This window comes from Paracoccus aminophilus JCM 7686, from assembly GCF_000444995.1.
In the GTDB taxonomy this organism is placed as follows: domain Bacteria; phylum Pseudomonadota; class Alphaproteobacteria; order Rhodobacterales; family Rhodobacteraceae; genus Paracoccus; species Paracoccus aminophilus.
In genome coordinates this window covers 78,259-92,580 of the sequence record NC_022042.1, presented here as the reverse complement: position 1 = coordinate 92,580, position 14,322 = coordinate 78,259, and the positions used below count along the sequence as shown (strand labels likewise).

Sequence of the window (14,322 nt, the reverse complement as noted above, 5' to 3'; positions counted from 1 at the left end):
AGGCTGACGGGCGGGCCGTCTCAGTCCGCCCCAAAAATCACAGCCGCGCACCGAGATCGCGCCCGACGACCCGCGCCGCATTATAGCCCGGAACGCCGGTGACCCCGCCGCCGGGATGGGCGGACGCCCCGCACAGATAGAGCCCCGCCACCGGGGTGCGGTAATCGGCAAAGCCCCGGATCGGACGGCGGAAGAACAGCTGATCCGGCGTCAGATCGCCGTGATGGGGGCTGCCGCCGGGCAGGCGAAAGATCTCTTCGTAATCCTCTGCGAGCAGGATCTGGCGGTGATGCCAGACCCGATCCCAGCCCGGCGCATGGGCGGAAATCGTGTCGAGCACGCGCTGAAACAGCGCTTCGCGGAAGTTCTCGCCACGCCGCTCGCCCTTGGCCGCAGGCGGGACATGGCCGCCGTAAAGCGAGAGCAGATGTTTGCCCTTGGGCGCGAGCGACGGGTCGATCAGCGTCGGACATTGCACGGTCATATAGGGGCGCGACGACAGCTCGCCGAGCTTCATCTCGTGATAGGCGCGCTCGATATAGTCGAGGCTGGGTGCCAGCGTGACCTGCACCGGCGCGTCATGGGGATAGCCCGCCTCGCGCAGCCCGGTGAAGGGGGGCGGGGTATCGACGGCGAGATGGATCTTGAAGGCGGTGGATTGGCTGTGGATCGCCGTCACCTCGCGCCGGAAGGGCTCGGGCGCGGCGCTTTCGGGCACGAGATCGCCGAAAAGATGCTGGGTCGCGGCATTCGAGATCACGCTGCGGGCGCGAATGATCTCGCCGCCGATCAGCCGCACACCACTGGCGCGCGCGCCTTCGATCAGCACCTCCTCGACCTCGGCATTCTCGCGGATTTCAAGGCCATAGCGTCGCCCCGAGGCCGCGATCGCCTGCGTGACCGAGCCCATGCCGCCGCGCGCGAGCCCCGTGCCGCCCGCGGGGCCGAAACCCGGCTCGCGCAGGTGGTTGCGCAGCAGGAAATAAGCCGTGCCCGGATCATGGATCGAGTTCGATTGCCCCGCCGCCGCCGCCGGATAATAGCCAAGGATCGCCAGAACCTCGGGGCTTTCGAACCAGCGCGCGAGATAATCCCAGGCCGACATGGTGATGAGATCGGTCACATCATGGAAGGCCGGAAGCAGCCCGCGATTGGCAAGCGCGGTGCGCGCCAGCCCCACCAGGGACCGCAATCCGGGCTTGGCCGGATCGGGCGGAACTTGCCACAAAAGCCGTTGGAAATGCGGCGCGACCTTGGCGAGATGGGCCTGAAACTTCGGATAATTCTCGGCGTCGCGCTTGGAGAATCGCGCGAATTCGGCCTGTAGTTTCGCCGCATCCTGCCACAACACGACCGGACCGACCCCCTCGATCAGATGCACGCCCGGCGGCGTCGCAATCGCGCCATAGCCGAATTTTTCAAGCTCGAGATCCACGACCACGCGCGGCTGCATCATCCCCAGCATATGCGAGGCGGTCGAGACGTGATAGCCCGGCCAAAGCTCCTCGGTCACGCAGGCGCCCCCGATCAGCGCGCGGCGTTCGAGCACCAGCACCTTTTGGCCCGCCTTCGCCAGATAGGCGCCGCAGACAAGGCCGTTATGGCCGCCGCCGATGATCACGGCATCATAAGTCGTCATGGGTTCATCCAATCGCCGCCCGCGATCAGGGCGGTCCTTTGCCTTCATTCGGATCGATCACGGCGAATCGCTTCCGTCGGATCTTTCGTGATTCTTCTCTTGTGGCGGGCTCGGGTGGCAGATCACCCCTGCCACCTCCCGGAACGCGAGAAAATTTGTTCCTAATAATGATATTCAGTTCCTTTTATTGACACTTTTTGCCCGAGAATGCTAGGCATTGCTCAGGAAATTCGCCGCCAACTGCCCGGTGGACCTGATGGGGCCATTCTAGGTAGGCGGCCCGCCCGACGGGGCGAAATGACACAGATTCAAAGGCTTGCCCGCGCATGTCGCGCCCGCCTGCCAAAGCCGATCGAGGATAAGATGACCGAGACCTCCCGCCGCAACCGCCAGCCCGGCCTTTCGACCCGCGCGATCCATCTGGGCTATGATCCCGCGACCGAAAACGGCGCGCTGACGCCGCCGATCTACATGACCTCGACCTATGCTTTCGAGACGGCCGAGCAGGGCTCCGAGCTCTTCCGGGGTGAGCGTAAGGGCTATATCTACGGGCGGACCAAGAACCCGACCCAGACCATTCTCGAAGAGCGCATCGCGAGCCTTGAGGGCGGCGAGACCGCGATTGCTTTGGGCTCGGGCATGGCCGCGATTTCGGGCACGATGCTCTCGCTTCTGGATGCGGGCGACGAGGTCGTGATCGACCATACGCTCTACGGCAATGCCTATGCCTATTTCACGCAGGCGCTGCCGCGTTGGGGGATCTCGGTGAAACTGGCCGATTTCACCCGGCCCGAGACATTGGAAGCGGCGCTTGGCCCGAAGACGAAGCTCGTCTATTTCGAGACCCCCGCGAACCCGAACCTGCGGGTGATCGACATTGCCGCGGTTGCTGCGATCGCCCATGCCCATGGCGCCGAGGTCGTCGTTGACAACACCTTCGCCACGCCGATCCTGCAGCGCCCGCTCGAACATGGCGCGGATATCGTGCTGCATTCGGCGACGAAATATATCGGCGGGCATGGTGATGTGCTGGCCGGTCTGGTCGTTGGCCGCGCCGAGACGCTGCAAAAGGTCCGTCAGACCGGGCTGCGCTGGGTGACGGGCGCGACGCTGTCGCCCTTCAACTGCTTCCTGCTTTTGCGCGGGCTGAAGACGCTGGAACTGCGGGTCGAGCGTCATTCGTCGTCGGCGATGAAGGTTGCGCGGCTGCTTGAAGGCCACGCCAAGGTCGCGTCGGTCTCTTATCCGGGGCTCGAAAGCTTCGCCGAGCATGAGATCGCCAAGCGGCAGATGTCGGGCTTTGGCGGGCTGATCTCGTTCGAGCTCGACGGGGGGATGGCCGAAGGCATGGCGCTGATGAACCGGCTGGAGCTGGTAACCCGCGCGGTCAGCCTTGGCGATGCGGAAACTCTGATCCAGCATCCGGCCTCGATGACCCATGCGATTTACAGCGCGGAAGAGCGCGAAAAGCATGGGATTTCGGATGGGCTTTTGCGGCTGTCGGTCGGGCTGGAAAATGTCGATGATATTCTCGACGATCTCGAGCGCGCTTTGGATAGCCTTTAAGGCGCGAAACGGCGGGGCAATGGATGCCCCGCTTTTTCTTATTGATAAGGCTGAAGATAATCATCAACCGCCACGCCAAGGGCGGTATTGAACGCATTGGTCGCGAGCATCGTCGCGCCATAGGCGGTCAGATTGACAATCGCGGCCTGATCGAAACGCGCGCGCAATCTGGCCGCGAGATCGGCATTGATCCGCCCCGCTTCGGCAATCACCGCGCCGAGATCGACGAGCAAAGCATCATCGCCCAAAGGCTCCCAAGCGTCGGGCTCTATTCCTTCCGAGATGAGCAAACGGCGGAAATAGGCAGAGCACAACAGGCAGCCAGAACGCGTTGAAATCGCGTGAGAATAAACCGCAACACCGTGGTCTCCGACCAGATCGCGCACGGCGGATTTCACCGCTTTCCAGCCCTCGAATGCTTCGAGCGCGGGCAGCGAATGCAGAAGCGTCGCCTTCATATTGGTCAAGCGCCCCTCGGCCTCATTCAGACGGGCAACAATTCCGGCGAGTTCAGGATCCGTCACCGGGCCGGATTGATCGAGGCGGTCTACCAGGCTCATCTTCTCTCTACTTCCTCCGGCCCTTCACCGCCGGTCAGCGCGTCATCATGTCAGGAATTGTGGTCTTCCCGGCCCTGTAAAAGCAGGCGAATGGCACAATCCGGGTCCATGCAAATGACGCGCCGGGATCACTCCGGTCAAGCCGAATTCCCCGAAGAGACGGGGATTAAATTTCCAAAATTCGCGTGAAAGATGGCGAAGTTTTCCCTTGGGCGAATTGCGCTTGAGATTGGTGGAGACTGGTGGCCGAGAAAGTGCTGAGATCAGCGGGGATTGCGGCGTTTTTGGGTATTTGGATGATGAAGAAAGCGCAACGCTTGGTCGTGATCGGGCCGGTCTTGCGCGGGCAAATGGCGCGGCGTCGTGGGGGGCTTGTGAGGGTAAGCTGGAATGGCTATATGTAAGGGAGTTTTAGAAAACGCATTGGTGATACCATGTCGGAATCGACGATAACGGTCAAAGGTCAGACGACCTTGCCCAAATCGGTGCGGCAGGCCTTGGCTTTGGCGCCTGGCGATCGGCTGCGCTATGTCATTTTGGATGACGGGCAGGTGCGGCTGATGCGGACGCGCTCGGTCGCGGATCTTGCGGGGCTGTTGCGGCGTGAGGGGCAGCGGCCGGTCTCGCTGGACGAGATGGAGCGGGCCATCGCAGCGGGCGCGCGTGACGCGTGATTGCTCTGGATACGAATGTCCTTGTGCGCTTTCTGACGCAAGATGATCCGCAACAATTCGCGCAGGCGGCGGCGCTGATTGCTGGTCTGAGCGAAGAGCGTCCGGGCTATCTGTGCCGCGAGGTCGTGATCGAGCTCGTCTGGGTTTTGGAGCGGGCCTATCACCTGTCGCGTCAGGATATTGCCGGGGCGCTCGACGGTCTGCTCGCTGCGCAGGAGTTGCTGATCGAGGCGGCTGACCGGGTCGGGCTTGCCGTAGAGCGTTACCGTCAGGGCGGCGCGGGTTTTTCCGATCAGATGATTGCGCTCGCCGCCCGGGATCAGGGCTGCGAGGCGATTTTCAGCTTTGACCGGCAGGCCGTTGTGAAAGCCGGGATGATGCTGGTGCCCGAGGCGCAGTAGGCCGGGGGAGATGTGCCTTAGGGCTCTCCCCGAGTGATAATTCGGGCCAATTGCTCGATTTTGTTCAGGTTCTGCTCGGTCCACGGGAATGAAAAATTCAGCGCGGCGTAATTTCCCTTTTGGTCACCAAGCGAAAAAAGGGGTCCAGGCAGCACGCTGATCCCTGCCTCGAAGAGCGCGCCCGAAAGCTGGGCCATGTTGGTCGAGGACGGAAGCTCCAGCCAACACATGAAGCCGCCCGCTGGCTGACGGGGGCGGCAATCGGCGGGCAGGTGCTGCGACAGGATCGCGATGCCCTGCCGCATCCGGTCGCCTAGCTTTTGGTTCAGCTTGCGCAGCAGGCGGTCATAGCTGCGCCCGGCGAGATAATCGGCAATTCCGCGTTGGATGAAGCCATCGCGCAGGCGGTGACCATTCATGTAATGCGTCACCAGCAATTGGCGCTTGTGGCGCCCGCAGGCGATCCAGCCATAGCCATATTCAGGGGGCAGGGTGAATTCGAAGCTGCCGATCTGGACGACATTGTCACTGGCATCGAAATGCTTGAGCGTGATGCGGGAGGCGTCGTCATAGCTCAGATCGCCGAACATGTCGTTCTCGACGATAATGACGTCTCGGGCGGCGGCGATGCTGACCAGCTTTTCCATCTGTGCGGGAGAATAGGTGACGCCGGTCGGAAAGTGATTGGTGGTCATCAGCAGGGCGACGCGGATGGGGTGGGTCTCAAGAAGCGCGCGGAAAGCACCGGAGTCGATTCCGGTCACGGGGTCCGAATGGATATCGACCACCTGCAGGGCGCGGCGGCGCAGGATGGCCAGTATCGGGAAATAGGAGGGCTGCTCGACCAGAACCACGCCGCCGGGGCGAGTGAACGCATCGAGGCACTGGTTATAGGCCTGAATGGCCGAACCGGTGACGATGATATCCTCGGCCTGCGAAGAGGTGCCGCCCTGGCGATATGGCGGCAGATCTCCTGACGCATCTTGAGATCCCCGTCGGGCAGGATCTCCTCGGACAACCTGCGCCTACGCGACGCGCCCGCCGTCACGGGTTCAAACCCAGCAGGCGCGACCGGAAAGGCCGCCGCAAGGGCTGCCGGGTAAGTGCCGACGGCGCTTCGCGAATGCGGGTGCCAATCAGAAGGTCTTGCGCAACGAAAGCGACACCGTCCTCGGCTGGCCGTAGAAGCTGTTCGGCCAGCCGACGCCAAGCCCGGTCAGATAGGTACGATCAAAGAGGTTGTCGACGTTCAGCTGCACGGCGGTTTCGCCATTCAGCTGATAGCGCGCCATGACATCGACCACGGCATATCCGCCTTGGCTCTGCCGCACGCGATTGCCCATGACGGCGGTGCCTTCGGAATAGGTGTCGCTTTGAGCCTGAATCGAGCCGCCGACCGTCAGCCCCTCCAGCCCATCCTTGAACGCATAGGTCGTGTTCAGCTTGATCAGATGGCGCGGCACCGTCACCGTATTGAACCGCCGCCCCTCGCGCGCGCCTTTCGAATAGGCAGCATCGGCATAGGTATAGCCGAAGGAGATGTTCCACCCTTCGCGGATCGCGCCGCTCAGCTCGAAATCGAGGCCGCGGGTGGTGACGGTTTCTGCCGCGCGGGAACAGCCGACTGCGGGCTGTGCGCACAGGCTCGAGGGCTCGACGGCTTCCGGCAGCCCGTCCATGCGGGTCTGAAAGAGCGCAGCCGAGACCAGCAGGCCGTCATCCAGAAGGCTCGACTTCAGGCCAAGCTCGGCATTCGAGCCGGTCGCGGGCGAGAGCTGGGCGCCTTGCTGATTGCGCTCGGACAGCGGGCGGAAAATCCCGGTATAGCTGCCATAGAGCGTCGTATCGGGGGCGATGTCGTAAACCAGCCCGACATAAGGGATTGGCTCGGCCTTGGTGCTGAAGCCGGAGGTGCTGGCGGGATCGCCCATCTTGTTGCTGTAATCATACCACGCAAGCCTGCCGCCCGCGATCAGATGCCACTTGTCAGCCAGCGCGACGCGGCCCGAGGCGAAAACGCCCCATTGCGTCGCGGTGTCCGAAGCGGTCCAGCCGATGATACCATTGTTGCCGGGACGCGGATGCTCCCAGGGATTGGGGCGCGAGGGGTTCGCAATGGGGAGCTCGTAAGCCCCGGTATCGGTGATCCGGGTTTTCAGCCGCGCCCAGTCCGCGCCGAAGGCAAGCTCATGCTCGCGGCCAAACAGCTGGACCGTGCCATTGGCGCGCGCGCCGAAGGTCGCGGTCCGCTCGCCACCGTCGGAAGAGGTGCCGCTGCGCACCAGATGCGTCGGATCCTGCCATGAGGCGGCGCTCGCCTGCCATTCGCGGTCGGAATCGGCAATTCGACCGCCGAGGCGCAGGTTCCAGCCATTGTCGAAGCGATGGGTCAGATCGACAGAGGCAACGGTCTGGCGCCGCGACAGATACTCCCACGCCGCCGCCGAATTGTCGCTTGGGCGGAAGTCATAAGACCCGCCATCGGGCCGCACCCACAAACCGCCCCAAGCATAGCCATCGATCCGGTCCTTCTGATGGCTGAGGCCAAAACCCAAGGTCGTCGTTGGGGTCAGATCAATGTCGAGCGCGCCGTAAATCATCGCGGATTTCTGCGATTGAGCATCGCGCCAAGTGTCGCCGGTCCGACCATAGGCCACGACACGCCCGCGCACCGAGCCGCTTTCGTTCAGCGGTTGCGAGCTGTCCAGGGTCACGCTGGCACGGCCATAATCAGAGGCGCGCAGATCAAGGCTGTTGCGGGCCTCGGCCAAGGGCCGTTTGCGCACGAGATTGATCGAGGCCGAAGGATTGCCCGGCCCTTCCATCAAGCCGGTCGCGCCGCGCACGACCTCGACCCGGTCGTAGATCACCATATCATCGGGCGCACTCTCTTGTCCCCAAGAGGCCGCAGGCTGGCTGAGCCCGTCGAATTGCAGGTTCGAGATCTCGCTGCCGCGCGCGTAAAAGCCCCAATGAGCATCGCCCCAGCGCGAGGCCGTATTGACGCCCGGCGTTTGGTTCAGCGTGTCCTTCAAGATGATGTCGCCAGCATCGACCATGCGCTGATTGGTCACGACGCTGACCGATTGCGGGGTTTCGCGGATGGTCAGACCAAGCCCCGTGGCCGAGCTTGTCGGGGCATCATAGGCATAAAGTCCGCTCTCCTCGCTCACCCCGTTGTTCTGGCTCAGGTAAACCGTATCAAGCGTAATCGCATTGTCAGATGCGGCCTGAACCGCCGCGACGGGTGCCGAGAGGCGCACCATGCGCGGGCCAGTGAAAGCATAGGAAAGCCCGGTGCCAGACAGCACGCTGGCCAACGCCTCTCTGGGCGAAAGCGCACCCTGCGCACCCGTGGTCCGGCGCCCGGCTGTCAGGTTGCTGTCGTAGGCGAGCGTCAGCCCGGCCTGCCGCCCAAGCGCGAGAAGCGCGGGTTCAAGCGGCCCGGCAGGGACATTGATCGTCGCGGTTTGCGCCCAAGCCGGAGCGGTGGTGATTGGCGTCAGTGACGCGCAACCCAAAGCCGCGCCGGTCAGCATCAGTCTCGTTCGTCTTGCGAGGTTCATCTGGTCGTCCCTATCCCGGATTTTTATTCCCTTGATAAGAAAGAGTGCGATCCACGCGGCCTCCTGACGCCGAAGCGAAAATTTTCACCGCAAAAGCGTCAGACCCGGCAGGCGTGTGACGCTTAACCCGAGGCTATCCGCAAGGGCGGTCAGGGCGGCATCCGTGTCGGTGAGGTCAAAGACCCCGGAAACGGGCCTGCCCGCCGCCCTATCGTTCAAAAGCAGAATGCGACCATGGCGATAGCGCGCGAGCACCTCCAAGACCTGCGAGAGAGGGCGGCTGGAAAAGACCAACTGCCCGTCCCGCCAAGCCACGGCATCGGCGTCAGCGGTCCGCGCGCTGAGGTGGTTGTCCTCAAGATCGGCGGCCTCTCCGGCGTGAAGGGTCAGGGTTTCGGCAGTCGTGCTGACTTCGACAGTGCCTTCGGTGACGATCACGCCGGTTTCGCTGGTGCCGTACCGCGTCCCGACAGCTTTTGCGGTCAGCGCGTCGGCCTGGATCAGAAATGGGCGCTGGGTGTCCGGGACGACCTCGGCAAAGACCGTGCCGCGCAGAACTTGCACCTGCCGCTTGTGCCCGTCAAAATCGAGGACCACCGCCGCGCCGCTGTCGAGATCAAGACGGCTGCCATCGGGCAGGGTCATATGGACCACTTGCCCGACCGGCGCCGTGGCATCCGCGCGCAGGCGAAGGGCGAGCTCGGGCCCAAACAGCAAAGCCAGAGCGACGACCAGAACAGCGCCTGTGGCCTGCACCCGGCGCTTGCGCGGCGATTTGATCCGGATCTCGGCCAGATTGCCCCAAAGCGCGCGAAGTTCCGCATAGGCCGCCGCATGGCGCGGATCGGAGTCCTGCCATTTGGCAAAGGCCGCGCGGTCGGCATTGGTGGCATCCGAGGATTGCAGACGCGCGACCCAAAGAGCGGCTTCCTCGTCAATGCTCATCCGCCCGCGAGCTCCCATCGGAGCGCGCGGCAGGTCAGCAGCGCGCGCATGATGTGTTTTTCGACCATATTGCGCGAGATCCCGAGGCTGAGGGCGATCTGTCCATTCGACTGGCCGTGCAGCCGGCTGAGGATGAAGACCTGCTGGCATCGCCTTGGCAGGCCCCGGATGGCGCGGGCCATCAGAACCAGCTCCTGTTTCGCGGCAATGCGGCGCTCGATCTCGGGGGCATCGCTGGCAATCTGGTCCACGGCATCGGGGAGATCGGCGATCATCGCGCGCTCGAGATGGGTCCGGCGCCCGGCCTCGATCGCGACCGAACGCGCCACCGCGTAAAGATAGGCCTGAGGATCGGCGATCTCGTCGGGGCGCGGCGCGCGCAGCATGCGCAGGAAGGTTTCCTGCACCGCATCGGCTGCATCCTGAGGCGAGGCGAGCCCCCGGCGGAAGAAGCGCAGGAGCCGCGAGCCTTCACCGCGATGCAGCTGCCTGACAAGATCCGGAGCGCCCGTCATGGTTAAAGAAACCTCGCGTGGCCTTGCCGGATCACGGGGCAGGGCAGAACGCATGATGGGGCGGGATTGACGCAGCCAAGCATAAAGACCTCACGGAGAAGCCCGAAGCTGGCGTCGCGCAGAGGCGGGCGTGCGAGGGTTCCCTCGACCTAGCCAGAGGCCACGTTGCTTGCAAGTTTTTCAATGCGGATGGCAACGCCTCTGCGTCGGATCATCAAAGGATCTGTGACAGAAACAGCCGCGTGCGCTCGTGCCGGGGGTTGTCGAAGAAATCTTCCGGCGCGCTGCTTTCGACGATCTCTCCGCGATCCATGAACAGGACGCGATTGGCGACCTCTTTGGCAAAGCCCATTTCATGGGTGACGCAAAGCATCGTCATGCCCTCTTCGGCGAGGCCGACCATCGTATCGAGCACCTCCTTGATCATCTCGGGATCCAGCGCCGAGGTCGGCTCGTCAAACAGCATGATCCGCGGGCTCATGCACAGGGAGCGCGCGATCGCCACGCGCTGCTGCTGACCGCCAGAGAGCTGGCCCGGATATTTATGTGCCTGATCGGGGATGCGCACGCGTTCAAGGAAATGCATCGCGGTCGCCTCTGCCTCGCGGCGGTCCATCTTGCGGACCCAGATCGGCGCGAGCGTGCAGTTTTCGAGAATGGTCAGATGGGGGAAGAGGTTGAAGTGCTGGAAGACCATGCCGACATCGCGCCGAACCTCGTCGATCTTGCGCAGATCCTCGGACAGCTCGACCCCATCGACGATGATCCGGCCCTCGTCGTGCTTTTCAAGGCGGTTGATGCAGCGGATGAGCGTCGATTTACCCGACCCGGACGGGCCGCATAGGACGATGCGCTCGCCGCGCCGCACTTCAAGGTCGATGTTTCGCAAGGCGTGGTAGGCACCATACCATTTCCCGAGGCCGGAAATGGAAATGGCGGTTTGAGGTGCAGGGGAAAGGGCGGGATCTGCCGCAAGGGCGGCGAGCTGGGCGTCGGACATGACACACTCCGTTCTGGCCACTGTAGGCCGATGATGTTCAGGCGGGGTCTGCCGCCGGTTTCGTGCTGCGGCCAAGGCGAGCGTTGCGCCGCTCGAGGCGCGTGCCGAACCGGCTCAGCGAAAAGCACAGGAGGAAGTAGATGACGGTTGCGGTGAGATAACCTTCCGTGGCGTGGCCAAGCCAAGCGCTGTCAGAATTGGCGGCCTTGACCGTACCGAGCAGATCGAAGAGGCCGATGACCACGATGAGCGACGTATCCTTGAGAAAGGCGATCGAGGTGTTGACCAGAGACGGGATCACCAACCGAAGCGCCTGAGGCAAAACGACCAGCAGAGTGCAGCGCCAATAGCCCAGACCAAGCGCCGCCGCCGCTTCGCGCTGGCCCTTCGGGATGGACTGAAGCCCGCCGCGCACCACTTCGGCGATATAGGCCGAGGCGAGCAGGATGAAGGCCAACTGCACGCGCAACAGCTTGTCGATATCGACGCCTGCGGGCAGGAACAGCGGCAGCAGGATATTGGCCATGAACAGGATCGAGATGAAGGGCAGGCCGCGAATGGTCTCGATCCAGACAGTGCAGGCGATGCGGATCAGCGGGAAATCCGAGCTGCGGCCAAGGGCCAGAAGGGCGCCCAGAGGAAAGCCGAAGGCCAGCGCGAAGGCGGTCAGCATCAGGGTGACGGGCAGGCCGCTCCACAGATTGCTCGAGACCATCGGCAGGCCAAGCCCGCCCGCCATCAGCCAGAAAAAGACCACGACACCCGCGAGCCAGGCGCCCAGAAGCGCGGGTCGCCAGAAGCGTGGCGTGACGCTGGCACCGACCAGCGCGAGGATCACCAGACTGCCCAGAACGGGCCGCCATTGCTGCTCGGCGGGGTAAAAGCCCAGCAGGAAGAAGCGGGATTTTTGAGCGACATAGGCCCAGCACGCGCCCGCGCCAGCTTGCTGGCAGGCGGCTTGGTCTCCGGTCCAGACCGCATCCCGCACGCCCCAGTTCCAAAGCGGCAGCAGGCAGAGCAGCAAGACGCTCGCGACAAGGACGTTTCCGACCAGCTCGAGGCTGAGCCAATGTCGCGGGGGGGCCTCACCTGCCGGCGCAGAGCGGAATGGCGGCTGGCGATCCTTGACTACAGTATCACTAGACATAGCGCTTCGTTATCCTGCGGTTGAAGAGGTTGAGGCCAAGAGAGATCATCGCGCTGACCGAGAGATAGAGCGCCATGACCACGGCAATGATCTGGATCGGCTGGCCGGTCTGGGTGATCGCGGTATTGCTTGCCCAGATCAGGTCGGGATAGCCGATCGCCACGGCGAGGCTCGAATTCTTGACGATGCCCGCATATTCGCTGACCAAGGGCGGAATGGCGACGCGGGTGGCTTGAGGCAGAATGACCAGCCGCATGGCGCGCAGGCGGCCAAGCCCCAGCGCGAAAGAGGCTTCCCATTGGCCTTTCGGCACGGCCTCGATGCCGCTGCGCACGATCTCGGAGATGAAGGCGGCGGCATAAAGGGTGATGCCGATCACCATGGCGAGGAATTCCGGGCTGATGCGCCAGCCGCCCCGGAAGTTGAACCCGGACAGTTCGGGGCTGGTGATCGTCGCGCGGGTCAGCACCACGGCGACGATGCTCGCCACAGCCAGAAGATCGACCCCGCGCCGCTGTGTCACATGGGCGCAAAGCGCGGGGATGCGCCGGGCGATAATCCAAAGCACCACGGTTGCGGCCAGCAGGCCAAGCCCGAGCCGGTCGATGGAAAGGGCCGGAAGGGCGATGCCGCGCTGGCTGATGAAGACGCTGCCGAATTCAAAGGCCTGCCGCACCGGCGGCAAGGCTTGTAGTACCGTATACCAGAGCAGCAGTTGCAGGAGCAGCGGCGTGTTGCGAAACGCCTCGATGTAAGCCGCGGTCACCCGGCGCAGCAACACCAGCCGCGAGCGTCCCGCCACCGCGACGCCAATGCCCAGAAGCGTCGCAAGAATGCAGGCATTGAAGCTGACCCAGAGCGTATTCGCGAAGGCGATCAGCAGGGCGCGGCCATAGCTGTCGCCCGGCCCGGTCGGCAGCACGGATTCGCCGAAATTGAAGTTCGCCGGTCGCGCCAGCACGCCGAAGCCGCCGCCGCTGTGAAGGTTATCATAAATCAATCTGGCGAGCGCACCGCCGCAGAGCAGCAAAACCAGTGCGAAAACACCTTGATAGAGAAAGGAACGTGATCTGCCGCGCAAAAACATGTGCACCTGCCCGATTTTGAGAGGACGGCCCCTGCCGCAGCAGGGGCAATGAGGTGGATGGCCGGTCTCAGCGGAAGGGCGGGGCGTAGAGCAGGCCGCCTTCGGTCCACATGCGGTTGAGCCCGCGCTCGAGGCCAAGCGCCGTCGAGGGGCCGACATTGGCGTTATAGATTTCGCCGTAATTGCCGACCTGCTTGATGATCTGATAGGCCCAGTCGGGCTTGAGGCCGAGGCCCGCAAAGACGCCCGGATCCTTGCCAAGGAAGCGCGCCACTTCGGGATCGGTGCTGCTCGTCGCAGCAGCGTCGATCGTCTCGCGGCCGAGCTGTTTTTCCTCGCCGACAAAGGTTGCGTAGATCGCCCATTTCACGATCAGGAACCACTGGTCGTCGCCCTGACGCACCACCGGCGCGAGCGGCTCTTTCGACAGCACCTCGGGCAGCAGGACATAATCATCGCGATTGACCGCGATCGAGCGCGCCGAGGCCAAATCAGAGCGGTCGCTGGTCAGGGCATCGCAGCGCCCTGCAAAGAAGGTATTGGTCACCTGATCGAGGCTCTCGATCACCACCGGCTTGAACTCCATGCCGTTCTTCTGGAAATAATCCTGCACATTGAGCTCGGTGGTGCTGCCGGGCTGCACACAGATCGAGGCGCCGTCGAGCTCTTTGGCCGAGGTGATGCCAGAGGCGGCCGAGACCAGAACGCCCTGTCCATCGTAGAAAATCGGCGGCTCGAACAGCAGACCCAGCGAGGAATCGCGCGACAGCGTGGTCGAGGTCTGGCGGATCAGCACGTCGATTTCGCCCGCCTGCAGCGTCGGAAAGCGGGTTTCCGGGGAGACCGGCACGAATTGGACCTTGCTGGCATCCCCCAGCACGGCGGCGGCGATCACTCGGCAAAAATCGACATCCATGCCGCGCCAAACCCCGTTCTTGTCCGGCGCGGCAAAGCCCGCCGAGCCGGTATTGACCCCGCATTTAAGCTCTCCGCGCTGTTTGACGGCATCGAGCGTCGGACCGGCATGGGCCGGTAAAGCGGACATGAACGGCAGCGCCAAACCCAGCGCGGCGAACCAGCTTCCTTTGATCATGTGCAACCTCCCTAAGATTATTCATCAATCTTGTATATGTTTTATGCAAACATACATCGATTGTCAGCAATAAGTTCACTAAGACTGATTCCCCCCGCGTTTGTCAACAAATTCTGGGGACGTCTGTGG

At 63.2% G+C, this 14,322-nt stretch carries 13 protein-coding genes; 3 read left to right on the top strand and 10 right to left on the bottom strand.

Annotation, left to right across the window (positions count from 1 at the left end; all coding sequences use genetic code 11):
- Positions 1–37: 37 nt before the first annotated feature.
- Positions 38–1,639 (bottom strand): phytoene desaturase family protein, encoded by a 1,602-nt coding sequence (locus tag JCM7686_RS18035; RefSeq protein WP_041528121.1) that lies wholly within the window; start codon positions 1,637–1,639, stop codon positions 38–40.
- 363 nt (positions 1,640–2,002) lie between these two features.
- On the opposite strand from JCM7686_RS18035, the gene megL reads away from it, so the two are divergent.
- Positions 2,003–3,205: a methionine gamma-lyase gene (gene megL / locus JCM7686_RS18030; RefSeq protein ID WP_020952814.1), complete on the top strand. Its 1,203-nt coding sequence runs from the start codon at positions 2,003–2,005 to the stop codon at positions 3,203–3,205.
- A 38-nt stretch (positions 3,206–3,243) separates the two neighbouring features.
- On the opposite strand, the gene JCM7686_RS18025 is transcribed toward megL, so the two are convergent.
- Positions 3,244–3,765: a carboxymuconolactone decarboxylase family protein gene (locus JCM7686_RS18025; RefSeq protein WP_020952813.1), complete on the bottom strand. Its 522-nt coding sequence runs from the start codon at positions 3,763–3,765 to the stop codon at positions 3,244–3,246.
- A 434-nt stretch (positions 3,766–4,199) separates the two neighbouring features.
- Between JCM7686_RS18025 and JCM7686_RS18020 the strand changes: the two genes are divergently transcribed.
- Complete coding sequence (locus JCM7686_RS18020) at positions 4,200–4,439, top strand: type II toxin-antitoxin system PrlF family antitoxin (protein WP_020952812.1); 240 nt, start codon at positions 4,200–4,202, stop codon at positions 4,437–4,439.
- Positions 4,436–4,840, top strand: a complete 405-nt coding sequence (locus JCM7686_RS18015; protein ID WP_020952811.1) for a PIN domain-containing protein — start codon at positions 4,436–4,438, stop codon at positions 4,838–4,840. Before JCM7686_RS18020 ends, JCM7686_RS18015 begins: the two co-directional genes overlap by 4 nt.
- Before the next feature lie 17 nt (positions 4,841–4,857).
- On the opposite strand, the gene JCM7686_RS18010 is transcribed toward JCM7686_RS18015, so the two are convergent.
- The 8 genes from JCM7686_RS18010 to JCM7686_RS17970 all read right to left on the bottom strand — a co-directional run bounded on the left by JCM7686_RS18010 (position 4,858) and on the right by JCM7686_RS17970 (position 14,193).
- Entirely contained in the window at positions 4,858–5,742 is an 885-nt protein-coding gene (locus tag JCM7686_RS18010) for an aminotransferase-like domain-containing protein (RefSeq protein WP_236635902.1), read from the bottom strand.
- 234 nt (positions 5,743–5,976) lie between these two features.
- Positions 5,977–8,406, bottom strand: a complete 2,430-nt coding sequence (locus tag JCM7686_RS18000) for a TonB-dependent siderophore receptor (RefSeq protein WP_020952809.1) — start codon at positions 8,404–8,406, stop codon at positions 5,977–5,979.
- Positions 8,407–8,490: 84 nt separating this feature from the next.
- Positions 8,491–9,351, bottom strand: a complete 861-nt coding sequence (locus tag JCM7686_RS17995) for a FecR family protein (RefSeq protein ID WP_158442378.1) — start codon at positions 9,349–9,351, stop codon at positions 8,491–8,493.
- On the bottom strand, positions 9,348–9,866 hold the full coding sequence (locus JCM7686_RS17990; protein ID WP_020952807.1) for an RNA polymerase sigma factor: 519 nt from the start codon (positions 9,864–9,866) through the stop codon (positions 9,348–9,350). Before JCM7686_RS17990 ends, JCM7686_RS17995 begins: the two co-directional genes overlap by 4 nt.
- A gap of 214 nt (positions 9,867–10,080) precedes the next feature.
- Positions 10,081–10,866, bottom strand: a complete 786-nt coding sequence (locus JCM7686_RS17985; RefSeq protein WP_020952806.1) for an amino acid ABC transporter ATP-binding protein — start codon at positions 10,864–10,866, stop codon at positions 10,081–10,083.
- A gap of 37 nt (positions 10,867–10,903) precedes the next feature.
- A complete protein-coding gene (locus JCM7686_RS17980) occupies positions 10,904–12,013 on the bottom strand; it encodes an amino acid ABC transporter permease (protein WP_020952805.1) in 1,110 nt (369 codons plus the stop codon).
- Positions 12,006–13,013 (bottom strand): ABC transporter permease subunit, encoded by a 1,008-nt coding sequence (locus JCM7686_RS17975; protein WP_158442377.1) that lies wholly within the window; start codon positions 13,011–13,013, stop codon positions 12,006–12,008. Before JCM7686_RS17975 ends, JCM7686_RS17980 begins: the two co-directional genes overlap by 8 nt.
- A gap of 154 nt (positions 13,014–13,167) precedes the next feature.
- Complete coding sequence (locus JCM7686_RS17970) at positions 13,168–14,193, bottom strand: amino acid ABC transporter substrate-binding protein (RefSeq protein ID WP_020952803.1); 1,026 nt, start codon at positions 14,191–14,193, stop codon at positions 13,168–13,170.
- Between the last annotated feature and the right edge of the window lie 129 nt (positions 14,194–14,322).

What these genes read in the sequence shown, in the direction of transcription:
- JCM7686_RS17990 (WP_020952807.1), bottom strand. Translation starts at nt 9,866, where the DNA reads ATGACGGGCGCTCCGGATCTTGTCAGGCAGCTGCATCGCGGTGAAGGC.
- JCM7686_RS17985 (WP_020952806.1), bottom strand. Translation starts at nt 10,866, where the DNA reads ATGTCCGACGCCCAGCTCGCCGCCCTTGCGGCAGATCCCGCCCTTTCC.
- megL (WP_020952814.1), top strand. Translation starts at nt 2,003, where the DNA reads ATGACCGAGACCTCCCGCCGCAACCGCCAGCCCGGCCTTTCGACCCGC.
- JCM7686_RS18035 (WP_041528121.1), bottom strand. Translation starts at nt 1,639, where the DNA reads ATGACGACTTATGATGCCGTGATCATCGGCGGCGGCCATAACGGCCTT.
- JCM7686_RS18000 (WP_020952809.1), bottom strand. Translation starts at nt 8,406, where the DNA reads ATGAACCTCGCAAGACGAACGAGACTGATGCTGACCGGCGCGGCTTTG.
- JCM7686_RS18025 (WP_020952813.1), bottom strand. Translation starts at nt 3,765, where the DNA reads ATGAGCCTGGTAGACCGCCTCGATCAATCCGGCCCGGTGACGGATCCT.
- JCM7686_RS17980 (WP_020952805.1), bottom strand. Translation starts at nt 12,013, where the DNA reads ATGTCTAGTGATACTGTAGTCAAGGATCGCCAGCCGCCATTCCGCTCT.
- JCM7686_RS18020 (WP_020952812.1), top strand. Translation starts at nt 4,200, where the DNA reads ATGTCGGAATCGACGATAACGGTCAAAGGTCAGACGACCTTGCCCAAA.
- JCM7686_RS17995 (WP_158442378.1), bottom strand. Translation starts at nt 9,351, where the DNA reads ATGAGCATTGACGAGGAAGCCGCTCTTTGGGTCGCGCGTCTGCAATCC.
- JCM7686_RS17970 (WP_020952803.1), bottom strand. Translation starts at nt 14,193, where the DNA reads ATGATCAAAGGAAGCTGGTTCGCCGCGCTGGGTTTGGCGCTGCCGTTC.